Here is a 16390-nt window from a genome sequence, read left to right as displayed (position 1 = left end):
ATTTTAGTAACATTTCTTGATTGAGGAAATTGAAACATGAACAGCATAAGAGATAAAGTGATTGAATGTCTCAGTTCCAAAGGATGGGACAGGGAAGATGAAGAATGGAAAACTGATAAAATCATTCCTTATGTTCGTTTCTCTAATCCCATAATGCCACAAAATAATAAAGATTTCCGTTATTGCGTGGCGGTTACAGTTTGGGGTAAAAGTGTAACTACGGATATTCAAGAATACTCTTCAACTTGTGATGATCTTAATACAATGCGGAGAATTGCCCAAGTTACTTTTGCTGATTTTCTTGAGAGAAGCGATGAATTAATTGAATCTGCACATCAGTATTTGTATAAGCATTTTATTCCCTAATAAACTCAATAAGACATAATAAACCAGCAGCATAAGTTGTTGGTTTATTTTTTTTACCCACCAATAAATTACGAAACATCAAATCAACAACTATGTTCTCTTGAGTAACTTATTGATATTTGCTATCGAAGCTAACGCTTAATGAAAATGAAGTTTAGTTAGAAACAAGTGATGAACAGCATAAGAGATAAAGTGATTGAATGCCTTAGTAAAGAATGGCAGGAGGAAAGTGACACTTGGGAATCACCAGAAGGTAAACTGATCCCTTATATTCGATTTTCTAAGTTTATAATGCCTGATAACGATGATTTTAACCGATACCATGTTGCATTTACGATATGGGCAAAGAATGTTTCAGTTGAAATTATCGAAAGTTGCGGTGAATGTGGCCCTGAAATAGATTCTGATGAAAGATGGGCAATGATTAAGATTTACCGGGTTGCCAAAGTTCCTCATGCTGAATTTATAGCAAATAGCAGCGAATTAATTCAAAAAGCCTATCGCATTCTTTACGAAAAATTTAATCCTTAGAGTCAATAAATCAAGATTTAATAAATCAGCAGCATTAGTTCGTTCCTCGGCACAAGCTTAATGTTGTTGGTTTATTTTTTCTACCCATCAATAAATTATGAAAAGTAAAATCAACAGCAACTATGTTCAATTGGAATTGCCATTATATCCTAAACTCAAGAGAGGACAGAAAGTTAAAATTACTGGCTTTGATTCCAGTGGAGAATATAACTTGAGGGGAAGATTTGGAATCATCTTTTCAATCGCTGATAATGGAATTTGGGTTAGATTTCCGGGGAGATTCTTAGCTCGAAAAGTTCCCTTAATTTTATTATATTCTATTTGGGAATTAGATAAAACCTAAATTAAAGGTTAATTGTAGAGACGTGCCATGGCACGTCTGTACTGTAGATTTAATTCTAGTTAACCTTATCTTTCCAATCTATTCATCGTTATTAATCATATCATGAATAACCATGAGAAAACAACCTTTATTAAGATTTTTTAGACTTAAAGTAAGGGTATTATTGTGCTAAAATTAGATTCAGAATGTTGAGTTAATTAATCGGTTTATGACTATCAAAAAACGAGGATTTGCTTCAATGGACAAAGAGCAACAACGTGAAATTGCTAGTAAGGGTGGAAAGACGGCTCATGAGAAAGGAACTGCTCATAAATGGACATCGGAAACAGCTAGAGAAGCAGGGCGCAAAGGCGGTAAAGCCGTAAGTCAGAATCGGGAACACATGGCTACTATTGGACGCAAAGGCGGTAAAAATAGCCATAAAAATACTAACTCTAATGATGTTAATGAATCCTAATTGAATCTTAATTGAATCTTAATCGGGCGGTTTAATAACTGCCTGATTTTGAACCTTTGATTAGAGGTAATTTAGAATGAAGGTAATCAACGGTAAAATTGATGGATTCATTGGCTCTAATAAAATCTATATTGGAAGATATAACAGATACTATAACTTAAAGGAAAGTCCTTTATATAATCCTTATCCAATCACGAAAACCGTTAACCGCAATTTAGCGATGGGCTACGCCCGGCTAGAAGCCATCGCACTTTATAAACAACACCTGTGGAATTCAATAAAAGCCATGAGAGATGGATTACCGCTTGACCGGATTATGATAGAACTCATTAATATTGCCAGAGTGGAAAAAGATTTAGCTGAGACTCACACAGAATTAATGTTAGTTTGCTACTGTTCACCGCTGCCTTGTCATGGTGATGTAATTGTAGCTGCCATCGGGTGGCTGAAAACTCAGGATTGGTTTATGGAGAATTGGATATAGACGTAATCGCAAGTAATCGGTGAGGGTGGCTATCGCCAAAGGAGGGTAGTTAATTTTTTGGAGTTTATTTACCATGCTTTCTATTCCTACTAAATCTGAAAAACAATGCTCTCTCCTCGTTGACGGTTTGCGAATCCTCGCTTGGCAAGCCTATAAAGCTGAATATAAGCCTGCTGAAGGTCAGAAAAAGCTTGAAGGTCTTAAACTTTATGAAGTCTTCTCTAAAGAGTGGGAAAATCACGAGATTCACAAAATGGATTTACCCAAAGTTCAGAAGCTTGTTAAGTCTCTTGGCTATTCTGAAGATGAAATTCAAGAAATCCGTGAAGACTACTATTCTCGTAAATCTTCCTACAACAATGGGAATGGTAGCCAATACACAGAATCTAATTCCTCTACAGACCAACCTGCATTCTAGTTTCTAGTTTCTGTTAACTAAAAGCTTCAGTCTCTTTGTGAGATTGGGGCTTTTTTTTATTTAAAGTTAATGGTTTGGACGGCTAACGCCAAAAGGTAGTGTTGTTTTTTGGTTTTAATGATGCAACCTAACTTTCCCATCCTACCGATCCGTGTTCAGAAATCTTCAACCAAACCGAAAATTACCCTAAATGATTTTAGATTCGGTGCAACTATGCCAACGGCTGAACAAATGCGACAATTGTTTTGGGAAGATATTAAGGTAATGCGAGTCTCTCCAGCAAGCCACAATCTCAAAGTATTGAAAGGTTTAGCAGCCAATCCCCAGATGATCCTTTGTGTTGCTGATAAATCTCTTGCTGATGTCATTATTCGGGCAGCTTCATTTATAGCTTATTTGGATAGTTTAAATCCGCTTAATTATGTTAACTATGGCGGCGAAGATAGCGAGAAACCAATGTCTCCTGACGAATATTACGAATATTTGCAATCACTTGGCATTAAGCTAAATCTCGTTAAATAGTTCAAATCTCAGCCTAGCTAATTAGATCCCTAATCTAGTAGAGACGTGCCATGGCACGTCTGTACGGTCTTTTTTTATCAGAAGCTAACGCAATTAGTTAATGAAGTGTAAGGTAAAATCATGAACTCTATTCAACTCCCTGTCTCTGTTGCAATTTCAGGTTCACGTTCAATCAAATCTTTAAATTCAGAATGTATTGCTAGAATCAACAAAATCATTGAACTCAATTACCAAATTCGGATGGGTGATGCTCCGGGTATTGACACTTTAGTTCAATCTTATCTCCATTCTGTTAATTATCCTTCTGTTCAAGTTTGGCATATTGGCAACAAACCTCGGAATAATATTGGCAATTGGCATACTGTTGAAGTTTCTGGAAATTATACAGATAGAGATAGAAGTATGCACCGATATTGTAAGTTTGGTTTAGCAATTTGGGATGGTCGTAGTCGTGGAACTAAACGAAATATTGAACAGTTAGGTAATCGCATGAGAGTTGTTTTAATTCAATAAATTTAATTCCGTCTCTGGTTTTCCAGAGGCTTTTTTATTAGGCGCTACCGCTAACAGATGGTAGTTGTTTTTGGATTAATCATCATGTTAGATAACGGTCAATGGATCGAAGTTGGCGGCATTCCCTATTTCTGTCCTGATAATTCACCATCTTATGATTATCTTTGGGATGAAGATGAATTAGAAGAATCTAAACCTGATTATAACACTAATTCTCAATCTCAAACATCAATTGATTATGACGAATTTTAACTAATGATTTCATCCCTGGAGCAATACTTCGTTCCTCAGCACAAGTCTGGGGATTTTTTTTTAGAGTTTTTGGAATAGGACGCTATCGCGCAGAGAAAGTAGTTGTTTTTTGTAATTATTATGAAATCTGAATCTGGCAAATCTCTGACTGAACTTTTAGTTGTTATTGTAATTATTGGTATTTTAAGTTCAATTAGTTTACCAATGTTTTTGAATTATCTCAAGTTAAGTCGATTAGTCGCAACAATTCATCAAGTTAAACAATATACAACTCAATCTCGATATGATGCCCTCACTGATTCTGGTATCAAAACAGTTTGTATTCTTGAAGGTCAAATCACCTCAACAACAGATGGAAATTGTCACAATAAATCCATCAAATCCTTACCTTCTGGAGTCAGTTTAGATGTTACTAATTCAACATTTTCTAATAAAGCTGGTAGTATTTCTGGCAAAGGCAATGATTTCTACAAAATATCTTTCTCTGGTAACACTAACGGTGGTCAATTAGGACGAATAACTTTCACGACAAGAACAGCCAATGAACCTCTGACCAATCGCAATACAATGTGTTTATTTCAAACTCTGAAGAATGTTGATAATCTGGGATATGAAACTAATATTGATATCCGTAAAGGTAAAGATTGTCAGAAATAAATTGATAACCTTAGCAAACGCTAGGGTTCTTTTATTGAACCTCAACTAATTAGGAAGCTATCGCTAAGAGTTGATGAAGTTTTTGGGTAAATTAACATGAACAAAACTAAATTAAATTTTGCAACTGAACTTAGAAAGTTAACTACTGTTGAAAATCCAGAAGCCTTGAGAAATTGGTGTCAATCTCTGAAATCTCAATTAGTTGCAGACCCTAGTAACTATGCGAAAGGCAGATATCGGTTATGGATTTTTCATGATGTTGACTTCAGAAATGGTAAACTTAGTAAAGGCTATTTTGATGACAGAATCTATAACTTTAGTCAACGGGTTTATCCGGGTTGTGATATTGGTTTGTTAACTTTCGGTGGACAATTAGATAATAATCAAGTCAGTGATGGCAGAATTGGTTTACATCGAGATCATAGCTATGCAAATCCTAAAGCAGTTAGTGTTAATTTAGGTGAAGCAATCTTTAGTTACGGTGAACCAGAACAAACTGATTATCTTCTTCAGGATGGTGACATTATTGAATTTAATTGTAAAATTCTTCATGCGGTTAAAGAAATCCTAACTGAAGAAAGATTTAGTTTGGTGTTTTGGAAATTAAATAAAGCGAAAGGTTTTAAAAGTTTGTATTAGGTTTAATCAAGTTTAAGTCCTTTAGAGAAATCTAGGGGCTTTTTTTATTGCTACCGCCACAAGTTTTTGTTGTTTCTAATATAGCATAATGAACACTGCATTTATTACCGGACACAGAACTTTTGACTATCCCTTCTATTATCCTAGTCTTCGTCAAGGAATTAATCAACTTACTAACTTAGCGATTGAGCGAGGAATCACAACTTTTTTAACGGGAATGGCTCTGGGAACTGATGCTTTAGCCGCCATGATTTGGGCTGAACGTTATCTAACTTGGAAAGCGATTTTACCTTGTTCAGATCAATCCAACTTATGGACTTACAAACAACAGATTCTTTATCGCCAGCTATTAACTAAAGCAACTGAAGTTAAGGTTTTATATCCTCAATACGAACAAGGTGTTATGCAAGGTCGTGATGCTTGGTTGGTTAAAAATTCTGATTTGTGTCTCGCTGTTTGGAATGGACGAGAAACCGGAGGAACATATCTAACAGTTCAAATGGCAAAGAAAGCAAAGTTACCGTTGATTATTTTCAATCCTAAAACATTTGAAATTAGCGTAGAAGAACCGCCAAAACAGTTAAATTTATTCGGCTAATTCGCTACCGCTTCTTGGCTTCAGTTGTTTTTCTGGAGTCAAGAAATGTATTACGAACGCCATCCTATTCTTTGGACAATTCACTCGGCTTTTCCTGGTGCAGATTTCTGGTTAATTAGTCGTCATTCTCAGGAAATGTTAGGTAAACCAGTTCAAGAATATCAGAAAGGTTGTTTCGGACTGTTAGCACCGCAATGTTATTACCCAAAATATGCCTTTTATCTGTGTGACTATCTGTGGAGTAATCAGTTTTGGGATGCTTACGCTTACGGATGTTTGAATCTTCAGCATTTACGAATTACTGATGTTCGAGAATTCTTCAGACCTGGAAGTTACATCATTAGTCCTGAAGGAAAATTGATTGTTTTAACACCTCCTCAACTTGCTACCGCTTGATGTTTGTAGTTTTCTTACTTAACACTCATTATGCAACAACTGACAACTAAATGTAACGCAAACCTTGATTTAAATTTGATTGTTGAACGGTTACAAGCTGATGGCGTTCTGAATTGCGATCGCATCCCTCCCAGTCTAGTTAAACAAGCTCTGATTCATTGGTTTGACTCCATTGTTGAATCGATGAATGAAGAACCGGAATGGTGGATTCGGAATCACTGCACTAAACAGTTTAAAAACCATCTTCCTGAACCTTTAGATCATGAACCTGACTTTCAGGATGAATCTGAACTAAAAGAGTTCGCTACTCTCTAACTTCTGCGGTGAAAAAGAATCACGAACTCAATTCATAGTTATGAGCAGATGTGGGATTTTCCTGCATCTGTTTTTGGCTTTCTATTCACTTCAATAAGGAAATTATATCATGATTCCCAACAAAATGCAATTCCAACAACTACAATTATCTACAGAAGAAGAAGAGTTAGAATTTCTCCCCCTGGAACTTTCTATTGCTTCTGAAACTGAACAAATTGCTGAATCTAATTCTAACATTCAATCTTCTCCTTTGCAACGCTTTGTTGAAACTAAAATTGAACTGAAGGAAACCGAGGCTAAACTTGAATCTCTGGAACTCGAAGCGATTAATGAAGCTCTTAATATCTTGTCTCAGAATCAGGATAACAACAAGAATAACGTTATCTTTGATTCGGACATAGCAAAAGTTGTTATTGGCTTTCGTCAGAAGTATGAATCTGCTAAGGATAATACCAAGATTGCTCGATTAGAAGATGAGATTCAACTTGCTGAACAGGCACAGCAGAAGAAAATGGCAGCTAAACTCAATCAGATTGATGCTCAGATTCAGGAATTAGAGAATCAAATTAAACAACTTGAAGAACAACGAGATAAACTCATGACAAATAAACAGTTGAATCGTTTAAAGTTCCATCTCTTTTCTGCAATTCAAGATTCTGCTTACAAACAAGCTTACCTCAGTGTTCATATCAAAAAGTAAGCTGACTTTCTAATCAATCAATACTAAAATTAAAGAAGTCGTTGTAGTTATTAAAATTAATTATATCGGCTTCTTTTTTGAATGGGCTACCGCTTTTTTGAGTTGGTTTCTGGAAATTAATCTGAAACTAAAACTGAAACTGAACCTTAAACTTTTACTCAAGGATCACTAAAATCATGAACATTATCGTCAAAGAAGGATTTGCTTTTCGAGTGTCTGAATTAGCGAATCGTTATCGAGCCAATTGTAATGGTGAATGGGGCTGTTTCGTCACCGGAGACACCAAAAATTTAACCCATTCTAAAGCAGAAAAAGCGGGTTTAACTCGTGGTAATTTTGTTGAACTGGCGGTTTGTCAAATCAGTGAGAAAATCTTAACCTTTGAACCTCACTATCAAGCTGAACCGTTTCTCGAAATTTGGGGCTTTCCTGTGGCTGGAGAAATGAAGAATGAACTGCCCGAAAAAGCGTCTCAACTGGTAACATTTCTATTGCATCGCCGGAGCAAAGATAAAATGATTGGCTTAGTGGATACTTTTGCCAAAGAAGCGTTTATGGCTTGGGTAAATGAAGGCATGAAAGGTGATGCTAACGAATATGCTTTTCATAAGGCGACTGAACTGCGATTTAGTAAGATTTTCCGCTTTGAGTTCATCTCTGAAACTTCTCCTCATGGTAACTATCATTGGGTGAAAGTTGAAACTCGTGAGCCGAATTCTGAACTTGATAAAGCGGCTTTGTTGGCAGCTAAAGAAGTTTGTGAACTTTATCCCACGGCTTGTACAGATTCTCGTCTTGAAGAAAATCATCTCAATAATGTTGGTGCTGTTCTTCCTCCGGCTGCGGCTCCTAATGCCTTACCTGCGGGAAATGGTGCGGCTGTTGCTCAAATTCCAGCTAAAACCAAAGCTAGTAAATAGATCTAGTAATTCTCATTGATTAACCGAAAGCTGGGGGAAACCCTGGCTTTTTTATTTACCTGTGAGGACAAAATTATGCCCATGAATCCCAAAGACTATCCTCCGAATTGGAAAGTGATCGCACTCGAAGTCAAAGAAGCCGCTAACTGGATTTGTGAGAACTGCCATCGCCCATGTCGCCGCCAGGGAGAGAGTAAGCGAGAGTTTAGGAATCGGATTGCGGTTTGGCATCAAATCGAGTTCGATGATAAACCGCAGCGCTTCACCCTCACTGTAGCTCACCTGAATCATACACCAATGGATTGCGATCGCTCTAACCTTAAAGCTTGGTGTAGCGTTTGCCATTGCACCTATGACCTTAAACAATTGAATCTGAAAAAGTATCTGAAACGAGAAAGGAATGGTCAACTGTCACTATTCTCGGAAACAGCCAATCCTTAAGCACCAATCCAGACAAAATCTCGATAACTGATAATCTTTAAGTTTTTGAATCAGTAAATCCTTAGCTTTCATTGTATCACAATCTGATACTATGGAGGCTTTATTTTATTGAAATATTAAACCATATATTTGTTGAATATTAGTTAATTTATGCAGCAATAGTCTATAATTAAATTAACAGTTACAATTGCATTTTTATTAATCAAATTTGTCCCATTTTCTTCTATAATTAGGGATGCTCAAATTGGAACTCTCGTAATGTTAGCAATCGATTTAGCCGGATTAACTAAACCCTCTCAAGTCGCATCTCTGATTCGGTCAGTTCTGAAGGATTATGAACTTTTTGTGATGCCTGGAATGCCTAATTTATCAGGAGAAATTGAAGTTAAAACCTCTCGAACTGTCCTCACTCCCGAACTCGCTCTCAAGCGTGCAGAAACCCTGTGGCGTGGGATTGCAGAAGATATGGGTATGGGAACTGTCAAAGAACTGCCTAATAAACAAGTCACAACTTTAGATGCTAAAACTACGTTTCAAACATTAGCTCAACAGTCACACGCTCAAGTTAAGACTCTACAATTTGAAAATCCTCCCAATATCACGAATACGTTATCAAATTTAGAAGCCGTGCAGCAACTTGAACAGATTATGCAATTAGGAGTGATTTTTAGTAAGCTCAATAATCCTCGCATTTATGAAGTGACAGGCGATTTAGGATTTGTTGAAGAGGGGAAAATTATGGTGATTTGTGGTGAATTTAAAGAGGTAGCAACAGGTACAGATTCTTCAATTATTTGTCAAACTTTGTTAGGAGAGAATTTGAATAATTAGCTCTGATCAATCTGAATCGTACTCTTCCATGTTTGCCTTTCCCCCCAATGGGGGTTTTTTATTTAATAAAGATGCAAAAACTAATTCTGACTCCCAACTTTATTATTGATGGTGATACCTTTATTGCTGAATATAATGGCGCAGCTACTAAATTTAGAGCTAGATGGATTGATGCCCCTGAAATTCAAAAGCTTGGTAAAATTTCTACAGAAACGGATTTGAATCAATGGAAGTGGGGGGAACTGTCACGGCGTTATCTTGATCATTTAATTCAAGGTAAACAACTGACGGTTATCATCCATGAAACAGATCCTTATAATCGGATTTTATCAGATTGGTACTTAGGACGCTCTAATCTTCAACTGCAACTGTTACGAGTCGGTTTAGCCGTGGCTTTTTTAGAACCTAGAATCGTTTATGAAAGTCGAAATTTAACAAAACTTGATATTATTTTAGCTACTCGCATTTTACAACATCAATATTATGCCATTCAATCTCAAAAAGGAGTCTGGTCAGATGCACAATTTATGATACCGAGTGAATATAGGAAAATGATTTGATAAAATATTTAATCAGTTTTCTCGATTTGATTGAGTAAATCTTTCGGTCTAATATCATAAATTCTGATAAAAATATCTACCATAAAAATAGAAATTAAGACAGAAAATATAATCATAATAAACCAAGTTTTTAATCCACCTGGTGTACCTTTAACAATTCTGCCAAAAGTGCGAAAGGGGAATAAATCGGATTCCAGTGATTTCCAATTTTCTTCATCCTTATCTTGGTGAATTTCTAATCCTTTCAAGCGATTATTTAAACTATTAGGGTTAGTAAATAAAGAGCATTCAACTTGTCGGAGTCGAGTTGAGTTTTCCCTAACCTCTACTTCTAATTTTACCAGTTTTTCAATCTGAGAGGTGGACAGTTCCCGAATTCCTGAATCTGAAAATACCGGATCATCCGTTAGTTTTTCGATTAAGGCTTCAAAAGATTCTGTTGAGCGACGGAGAGAGGAGGACTTTAGCACTTGAGGTAATGCTTTAATTAATGCTGTATGTCTTTCCTCAGAGGCTCTTAAGGCAGATTCTAATTCTTTCTTTTCTGTAATATCAAAACCAAAGATTGCAATGCCCTCTGTACATTTTTTAGCTAAAATTAAGAAATAGAATTGTTTATCTTGGCTTGAAATCTCTACTTCCCAATTGGCTTGTACAGTAGCCGTTTTGCAAAAGGATTCTAAATTTCTTTTAAGCTGATTGCTTTCATTGAGCCAACCGACAGGCTTTTCAATAAAGTTCTTAGTTTCTAAGCCAAAGAATTCTGCAAAAGATTCATTAACTGAGATATAATTTAGAGAATAGTCAATATAACAAGCTACTCCAGGGCTTGAATAGAGAAAAGCATTAATTTGTTCTCTTAAATTGCTAAAAGATGGGTTCAACATTGGGGGGTTAATTGGGTAGTATTCTGGTTTAGTAAAGTCCAAAATTAAATTATACTTATTAAATAATTTATTAGCAAAACTTGTTGATGATAACTTTACACCCAAAAACACTAACAGAGCCTCAACTAATTCAGGCATTAACAACAACAACACAGTCACTTCTCTATCCCAGTGAGTCGGATTATCCCATCACAATTAAAACTCTCAGTGCTGCGGATATTGGAGATAAGTTAACGATTTCAGAAGTGGCTCGACATCTGTACACTCAACAGCAACTCACTCCCCCTCAGAGAATCTTAAAACGCACTCTGGTCTATTGGACAAAAACATTCTTCGGCAACCTCCCGCAACTCTTGATCCGCTATTCTGACGGTTCCTATTCTGTCCAACCTCCTGAGCATCCGGTGGAACTGTGGCGGACTCTGCATGGCTTGGTTTTCGATCACTTAATCCATGTGGCGCTCTGGCACTGCATTCTCAATGGGGTTGAATCGGATTTGCATCTCATCGGTCGTCACGTTCTGATTCAGCATGACCCTGACACTAACGCCGCCAATCTCCAACTCGGCAACTGGGTTGCCCTGTCTACTCGGATTGTGCAGACTTAAATGTTTATTTACTTCAGTGATGCAGTAAGTGATGCAGTAAGTGATGCAGTAAGTAAGTAATTTATTCAGTAAATGATGATGTAATGCCTTAATGCTTGTTCTACTGCTGTCCTTCAGTAATGCTTGACTGGCTTAAAGACTTATTGACTGCAACGTTTGCTGAAATACTTCAGTAATGCTTTATTGCCGTACTTCAGTAATCTCTTACTGCATTAATGCTTTATTGCCGTACTTCAGTAATGGCTTACTGCATTAAGGTTTTGTTGGCTGTTTTACTGATATACTTAAGTATATCAGTAAGTATTTAATGCAATCAGTAAGTAAATCAGTAAATGATTAAGTATTGCAGTCAGTAAATAAGTAAGTGAGGTAGAGGGTGGCAGTTATCGCGTTAATCAATCAGAAGGGAGGGTGTGGCAAGTCTACCTCCTCGGTTCATTTAGCGTATTGGCTTCAGTTCAAGCAGAACTATCGGGTGTTGCTCATCGATGCTGATGCTCAGAAATCTAGTTCACAGTGGGTTGAGGGAATGGAGAACCCGATCCCCTGTCAGGTGATTCAATCACCAGATGACCTCCTGGAGCAGATTCCAGAGTTGGTGAAAGATTACGATTACCTGATTGTTGACGGCCCCGCAAGTTTAGCAGAAGAAACCAGAGCCATTTTATTCCGATGTGATTTAGCCGTAATTCCGGTACAGCCGACGGGTGTTGATTTACGGTCTGCTTCCGATGCCATGCGATTGCTGAAACAGGCCCAGTCAGTTCGAGGGGGATTACCCAAAGGTTTAGTGTTTCTAAGTCGGGCGGTCAAAAACACCAAACTCAAAGATGAAGCGATCGCCCTTTTATCTCAGATTCCCGATGCTAAATTTCTAAAGCCCATCATTCACCAGAAACAAGCCGTAGCAGACACTTCCGGTCAATCCTTAACGGTGTGGGACTTACCCGGACAAGCGGCGAATGAAGCTGCGACAGAATACGAGCGATTATTCAAAGCGATTCTCAAGCAGTTGGAGGGAGCATGAACAGAAAACAATCCCGCAAACCCTTGACTGATGCGCTTGCTAAAGAATTTGTGTATGGGAGGGACGAGGGGCAAGGGGCAAGGGACGAGAAAGTTTCCATAACTCCGGCGGTAACTCCTGAACCGATAGCAACCGTTGAAGCTTCAGAACCCGAATCAACACCAGAGCCTACACCACAACCAACACCACAACAGCAATTAACAATGATGGACAAACTACAATTTCAACCCAAGGAAGGGACAAAGCGGTTCACTGTTGATTTAGCTGAATCCACCCATAGAAAGTTGTCGATGTTAGCCGCCAGGACAGGACGAACGAAAGCGGAAATTGTCAGACTGCTGTTGGAAGATGCCCTCAAGGATGTTCAGGAATAATCTAACTTTTCATCTGTCCTCAACCAATCTTCAATTGTCCTGAGAATATCCTCCAGAATAGGCTGAGTTTGCAACTCCTCCGCGACCCATTGCAATGCCGGGGGTATTTTCAATAGCTTAATCAGTCGAGGTTTCCAGTCAGCATGAGTCAACAGATTCCAAAACTGTGTCCAAAATCGTTTCAGCAATTCCGGTGGTTCTCCGGCGGGTTTGTGCTCAGGAACATCACTCACAACAGCTTCTACATTATTTATTATTGACTGCGGTGTTCCCTCCCTCGCCCCTCGTTCCTCGTCCCTCATGTACCATTGGTCAAAGATAGAATAACGCCAGGTGGGACAATCAAAGGCATAAACTCGTTGTCGAGTACCGTCGGGTAACTTAATCTGCCGAACACACTTGAGAGGTAAACCGATTTTATTGCGGAGGACATCTTGAACAATCCGAATCGGAGACGCTTTAGTATTAGGACTAATCCCTAGATAATCCCCCACATCTCGGCTGAAGCTTACGACCTTATCTGCAAAGTCCAGAATTTCTTCAGACTCCAAAGTGAATTCTCTATCTAACTCCAGTAAACTATCAACTCCCAATAGTTTCAAGACTTGGACTTGTGCCGATAATAATTTAAGATCTTGTAAACAAACTTTACCTTCACCTGTCTCTAACTGTCGTTCTAAATAGCGTTTATCCCGTTGGTGAACCAGTTCAGGATGCAGTAAATAATAATGTAACCGCAGCTTCGGATAATACCCGTCCATATCCATTAACACTAATTCCGGCGTAACTTCTACACCATACCGAGAGTAAATTTCATAATAGCGCTGTTGGGCTAACTCATCTTTAGTTTTCTGGCGTTTACTTTTCAGTTCTTCGTATTGTTCCTGAGTCAATAAAAGCTGACTGGCAATAAACAAAGCATAATTATATTGATTAGCATTCCGAGTTTTCGTTGCTTGCTCTAAATAAGTTTTAGCAGATTGTTCTAAGTGATGCAGCTTCTCAACCGTTCCTTTCAATTGTTCAGAAACTTCTGGAACTTGAGCAAGGGGATCTAACGTAAAAACATCAGCTAATAACTGTTCACATTCTAAAAACGTTTTCTCAATTTCTGAAACTTCAATCTTATGACCTTCCGCTTCTAATTCCCGAATTAAAGTTTTCCTGAATTGCCATAGACCTGCATTCACTCGTGCTGCAAACTTAGCCCAAACTTTAGTATGTTCTGGAGTCAGTTGCTCATCAAAGTCAATGGATAAGTTTAAATCAATTTGTTGTAAAATCTGAAGATTACGCTTGAAAACTTTAGTCTGAGTTGCTAACAATGGTTTCCAATAAGTTGAGCGATTGCCAATTTGACCACAACCGTAACTTGATGCCCAGACATGACAAGGAACATTCAAATCTCGAACCCGTGCTAAAAATTGACAAGCATCTTTAACATTAATTGCACCTTGGAAAATAGCAAATATCGCTTGAAAATGATTCACTAAATCAATACTAACTCCCGTGCCAATTGTTGGAGATGTAATAATAATATCATAATCTTTAATTCGGTTATTAATATCTTCCATACAACCAAAAGCTGCATGAGTTTCATCAGCAACGGTTTCCGAATCTATTCTGATAATCTTCAATTCAGGAAAAGATTCTTGCAGTTGACTTTCCAGATTAATACAAGAAAACTTTCCTTTCACTTTCTGACTATCTAAGACCAATAAAATCGGAGCTTTCCCGACTGATTCATAGAGTTGAGTGATTAGATGAGACGGATTTGATTGATTATAAACAATAACTTTCCGTTGCTGACTGTGCTTATATTCATTAACATAAACTTGGGGATTAATTCTAAATCCAGCACAATCTATTAAATAATCAATGGCATAATCAGATAAATCTGCATCTTGAGCAATAATTAATCCACCAGAACTTAAAACAGTTTGTACTAATTCCGTAAACATTCGACATAAGATGGCTCGTTTATCGATACAGGTTGAGCTATTGAGTAAATGCCAAATAATTTGTTCAGTTTCATCTAAAATAATGATAGCATCTTCCCATTCAGATGGATTAAATTTAGCTTGACTCAGAGGATGTAAACTATCAATACATAATCCAAACCCAAAGATAGAATCTTCTTGATGTTCCTGCCGATCTTCTACCCACACTAACCCTAAGCGATTACAAATCGAGCGCCCCAATTGAATCCGATGGGTAATCACTAAAACTTTCCGCCCAATGTCCATCGATTCTTGAATTAACGGAATTAAATTCTCAGTTTTGCCTGTACCTTTTCCTGATTTAATACAAACTAATCCTTGTTCTGGAAAATTCAGCTTCAGATAACGACTATTCAGTTTAGTGGCAGGATAAGTAATTTCATAATCTTTGCGATAAATCCAATAGTCTAAATCCGTTGCTTCAGCAAATAGTTCATCAAATTGATGTTCACCACAATTAACAATAAAATCATCAACACCTTTATCTGGCCCCGGTAAACTGATGACCCAAACCGATGAGGGAGGAAAATCATTGTCCCCTCGCCCCTCGCCCCTCGCCCCTTGTCCCTGAAAACACTGACCAAGTTTCTGAATTTCTCGATTAACCGCTATTCGGGCGGTGCGCTTCTGGTCATGGTCAAAACAAATATAAATCAATCGTCCATTAGCAAACCGTTCCAGTTCAGGAAGCAGGAAACTATTAATTTTCACCCCATTGCTATCTCGCTGAACTCGTACTCCTCCCGTAATTCCAGGTAAGGCGATCGCCACATATCCAGCAGTCAACAATGCCCCCGCTTTTTTCGCCCCTTCACAGAGAATAATCGGTAAATTAACAGATTCAACCCAGTCCCAAAAGTCGATATCTTCTTCAGACAGCAGGGAGTCTAGTAAACTATCGTATCCGTTGAGCAAATGCGCCGGGGAAATATTGAAGGGAAGCTGCCAATGATGTTGCAGACGTTTTAAATAGACTTGAGAGTTTTCTGTTTGCCCCTCGTCCCTCGCCCCTCGCCCCTCATTCTTGAGGGCAATTTTCAGACCAATGCGCCAGGAAACGGACAGTTGAAAGATGCTAGTCGGAACTTTGGGGGGATGTTCGTATTTAATGACTTTGGTTTTGCCCGTTTTCAGATCGGTAGCTTGTCGAGGTTGATCGGGTTTGAAACAGCCCCAATTGTCCAGACCTTGGCAATACCAGCCCCCAGCTTCCAAGTGTTGATAGTTGTGGAGGGTAGAACTATTGAGTCTTCCAGTGTTGAGTCGCTTTAGCTGTGGCGAATAAAGTAAATACTCGGCGGGTTGATATCCTTCTAAACTAACAACGTTCAACCCAATGAGATCTTGATGGACTCCAGATGCCCGCCATTCGCTGAAATGGGACTCCTTGATAAAATCTGGTCTGAATTTTAAAGAAACACTTGCACAGCACCCTGTTTGTGCTAATATATCCATAAGTTTATGAAAGGGTTTCCACAAAACCCTGGTTGAATGGACATTAATCACCCGCAGAAGCCTCGCAAAGATTCCTGTGGGTGATAATCATTTAAG

The 16390-nt window shown here is 38.1% G+C and carries 24 protein-coding genes; 22 read left to right on the top strand and 2 right to left on the bottom strand.

Going from position 1 to position 16390, the window contains the following annotated elements:
- Positions 1 to 36: 36 nt before the first annotated feature.
- From PL9214_RS01025 to PL9214_RS00940, 19 genes are all read left to right on the top strand, one after another.
- Positions 37 to 366: a hypothetical protein gene (locus PL9214_RS01025; protein WP_072716997.1), complete on the top strand. Its 330-nt coding sequence runs from the start codon at positions 37 to 39 to the stop codon at positions 364 to 366.
- 171 nt (positions 367 to 537) lie between these two features.
- Positions 538 to 897 (top strand): hypothetical protein, encoded by a 360-nt coding sequence (locus tag PL9214_RS01020; protein ID WP_072716996.1) that lies wholly within the window; start codon positions 538 to 540, stop codon positions 895 to 897.
- Between the two features lie 97 nt (positions 898 to 994).
- Positions 995 to 1240 carry a hypothetical protein gene (locus PL9214_RS01015; protein WP_072716995.1) on the top strand — a complete coding sequence of 82 codons (246 nt, stop codon included), beginning with the start codon at positions 995 to 997 and terminating at the stop codon, positions 1238 to 1240.
- Between the two features lie 208 nt (positions 1241 to 1448).
- Complete coding sequence (locus PL9214_RS01010; RefSeq protein WP_072716994.1) at positions 1449 to 1697, top strand: KGG domain-containing protein; 249 nt, start codon at positions 1449 to 1451, stop codon at positions 1695 to 1697.
- A gap of 76 nt (positions 1698 to 1773) precedes the next feature.
- Entirely contained in the window at positions 1774 to 2181 is a 408-nt protein-coding gene (locus PL9214_RS01005) for a DUF4326 domain-containing protein (protein ID WP_072716993.1), read from the top strand.
- 73 nt (positions 2182 to 2254) lie between these two features.
- Complete coding sequence (locus tag PL9214_RS01000) at positions 2255 to 2599, top strand: hypothetical protein (RefSeq protein ID WP_072716992.1); 345 nt, start codon at positions 2255 to 2257, stop codon at positions 2597 to 2599.
- 117 nt (positions 2600 to 2716) lie between these two features.
- Complete coding sequence (locus PL9214_RS00995; protein WP_222425183.1) at positions 2717 to 3121, top strand: hypothetical protein; 405 nt, start codon at positions 2717 to 2719, stop codon at positions 3119 to 3121.
- A gap of 120 nt (positions 3122 to 3241) precedes the next feature.
- Positions 3242 to 3634 (top strand): hypothetical protein, encoded by a 393-nt coding sequence (locus PL9214_RS00990; RefSeq protein WP_072716990.1) that lies wholly within the window; start codon positions 3242 to 3244, stop codon positions 3632 to 3634.
- Positions 3635 to 3718: 84 nt separating this feature from the next.
- Positions 3719 to 3886, top strand: a complete 168-nt coding sequence (locus PL9214_RS31050) for a hypothetical protein (protein ID WP_186440274.1) — start codon at positions 3719 to 3721, stop codon at positions 3884 to 3886.
- A 120-nt stretch (positions 3887 to 4006) separates the two neighbouring features.
- A complete protein-coding gene (locus PL9214_RS00985; protein ID WP_072716989.1) occupies positions 4007 to 4543 on the top strand; it encodes a type IV pilin protein in 537 nt (178 codons plus the stop codon).
- Positions 4544 to 4639: 96 nt separating this feature from the next.
- Positions 4640 to 5182 carry a 2OG-Fe(II) oxygenase family protein gene (locus PL9214_RS00980; RefSeq protein WP_072716988.1) on the top strand — a complete coding sequence of 181 codons (543 nt, stop codon included), beginning with the start codon at positions 4640 to 4642 and terminating at the stop codon, positions 5180 to 5182.
- 88 nt (positions 5183 to 5270) lie between these two features.
- The gene (locus PL9214_RS00975; protein ID WP_072716987.1) at positions 5271 to 5780 is read left to right on the top strand and encodes an SLOG family protein; all 510 of its coding nucleotides are present in this window, start codon (positions 5271 to 5273) and stop codon (positions 5778 to 5780) included.
- 45 nt (positions 5781 to 5825) lie between these two features.
- Positions 5826 to 6176, top strand: coding sequence for a DUF6943 family protein (locus PL9214_RS00970; protein ID WP_072716986.1), 351 nt, complete (start codon positions 5826 to 5828; stop codon positions 6174 to 6176).
- A gap of 30 nt (positions 6177 to 6206) precedes the next feature.
- A complete protein-coding gene (locus tag PL9214_RS00965; RefSeq protein WP_072716985.1) occupies positions 6207 to 6491 on the top strand; it encodes a hypothetical protein in 285 nt (94 codons plus the stop codon).
- 109 nt (positions 6492 to 6600) lie between these two features.
- Complete coding sequence (locus PL9214_RS00960; RefSeq protein WP_072716984.1) at positions 6601 to 7191, top strand: restriction endonuclease subunit S domain-containing protein; 591 nt, start codon at positions 6601 to 6603, stop codon at positions 7189 to 7191.
- 176 nt (positions 7192 to 7367) lie between these two features.
- Positions 7368 to 8111 (top strand): hypothetical protein, encoded by a 744-nt coding sequence (locus PL9214_RS00955; RefSeq protein ID WP_072716983.1) that lies wholly within the window; start codon positions 7368 to 7370, stop codon positions 8109 to 8111.
- A 75-nt stretch (positions 8112 to 8186) separates the two neighbouring features.
- On the top strand, positions 8187 to 8552 hold the full coding sequence (locus tag PL9214_RS00950; protein ID WP_072716982.1) for a hypothetical protein: 366 nt from the start codon (positions 8187 to 8189) through the stop codon (positions 8550 to 8552).
- A gap of 258 nt (positions 8553 to 8810) precedes the next feature.
- The gene (locus PL9214_RS00945; RefSeq protein WP_072716981.1) at positions 8811 to 9383 is read left to right on the top strand and encodes a hypothetical protein; all 573 of its coding nucleotides are present in this window, start codon (positions 8811 to 8813) and stop codon (positions 9381 to 9383) included.
- Between the two features lie 71 nt (positions 9384 to 9454).
- Entirely contained in the window at positions 9455 to 9943 is a 489-nt protein-coding gene (locus tag PL9214_RS00940) for a thermonuclease family protein (protein WP_072716980.1), read from the top strand.
- Positions 9944 to 9951: 8 nt separating this feature from the next.
- Here PL9214_RS00940 and PL9214_RS00935 read toward each other — a convergent pair whose 3' ends face one another.
- Complete coding sequence (locus PL9214_RS00935) at positions 9952 to 10830, bottom strand: PAS domain-containing protein (RefSeq protein WP_072717016.1); 879 nt, start codon at positions 10828 to 10830, stop codon at positions 9952 to 9954.
- 86 nt (positions 10831 to 10916) lie between these two features.
- On the opposite strand from PL9214_RS00935, the gene PL9214_RS00930 reads away from it, so the two are divergent.
- The 3 genes from PL9214_RS00930 (at position 10917) to PL9214_RS32125 (ending at position 12839) form a co-directional block, all read left to right on the top strand.
- Entirely contained in the window at positions 10917 to 11438 is a 522-nt protein-coding gene (locus PL9214_RS00930) for a nuclease A inhibitor family protein (protein WP_072716979.1), read from the top strand.
- 376 nt (positions 11439 to 11814) lie between these two features.
- Positions 11815 to 12465 (top strand): AAA family ATPase, encoded by a 651-nt coding sequence (locus tag PL9214_RS00925; protein ID WP_072716978.1) that lies wholly within the window; start codon positions 11815 to 11817, stop codon positions 12463 to 12465.
- Positions 12462 to 12839: a hypothetical protein gene (locus PL9214_RS32125; RefSeq protein WP_072716977.1), complete on the top strand. Its 378-nt coding sequence runs from the start codon at positions 12462 to 12464 to the stop codon at positions 12837 to 12839. The genes PL9214_RS00925 and PL9214_RS32125 overlap by 4 nt, the downstream gene beginning before the upstream one ends.
- On the opposite strand, the gene PL9214_RS00915 is transcribed toward PL9214_RS32125, so the two are convergent.
- Positions 12830 to 16294, bottom strand: coding sequence for a plasmid replication protein, CyRepA1 family (locus PL9214_RS00915; RefSeq protein ID WP_072716976.1), 3465 nt, complete (start codon positions 16292 to 16294; stop codon positions 12830 to 12832). The genes PL9214_RS32125 and PL9214_RS00915 overlap by 10 nt on opposite strands.
- Positions 16295 to 16390 lie beyond the last annotated feature (96 nt).

Origin of the sequence: Planktothrix tepida PCC 9214, from assembly GCF_900009145.1 — a bacterium.
Taxonomy (GTDB): Bacteria; Cyanobacteriota; Cyanobacteriia; order Cyanobacteriales; family Microcoleaceae; genus Planktothrix; species Planktothrix tepida.
The sequence above is the reverse complement of the archived record's forward strand: the minus strand, read 5'-3'. Positions and strand labels throughout refer to the sequence as shown.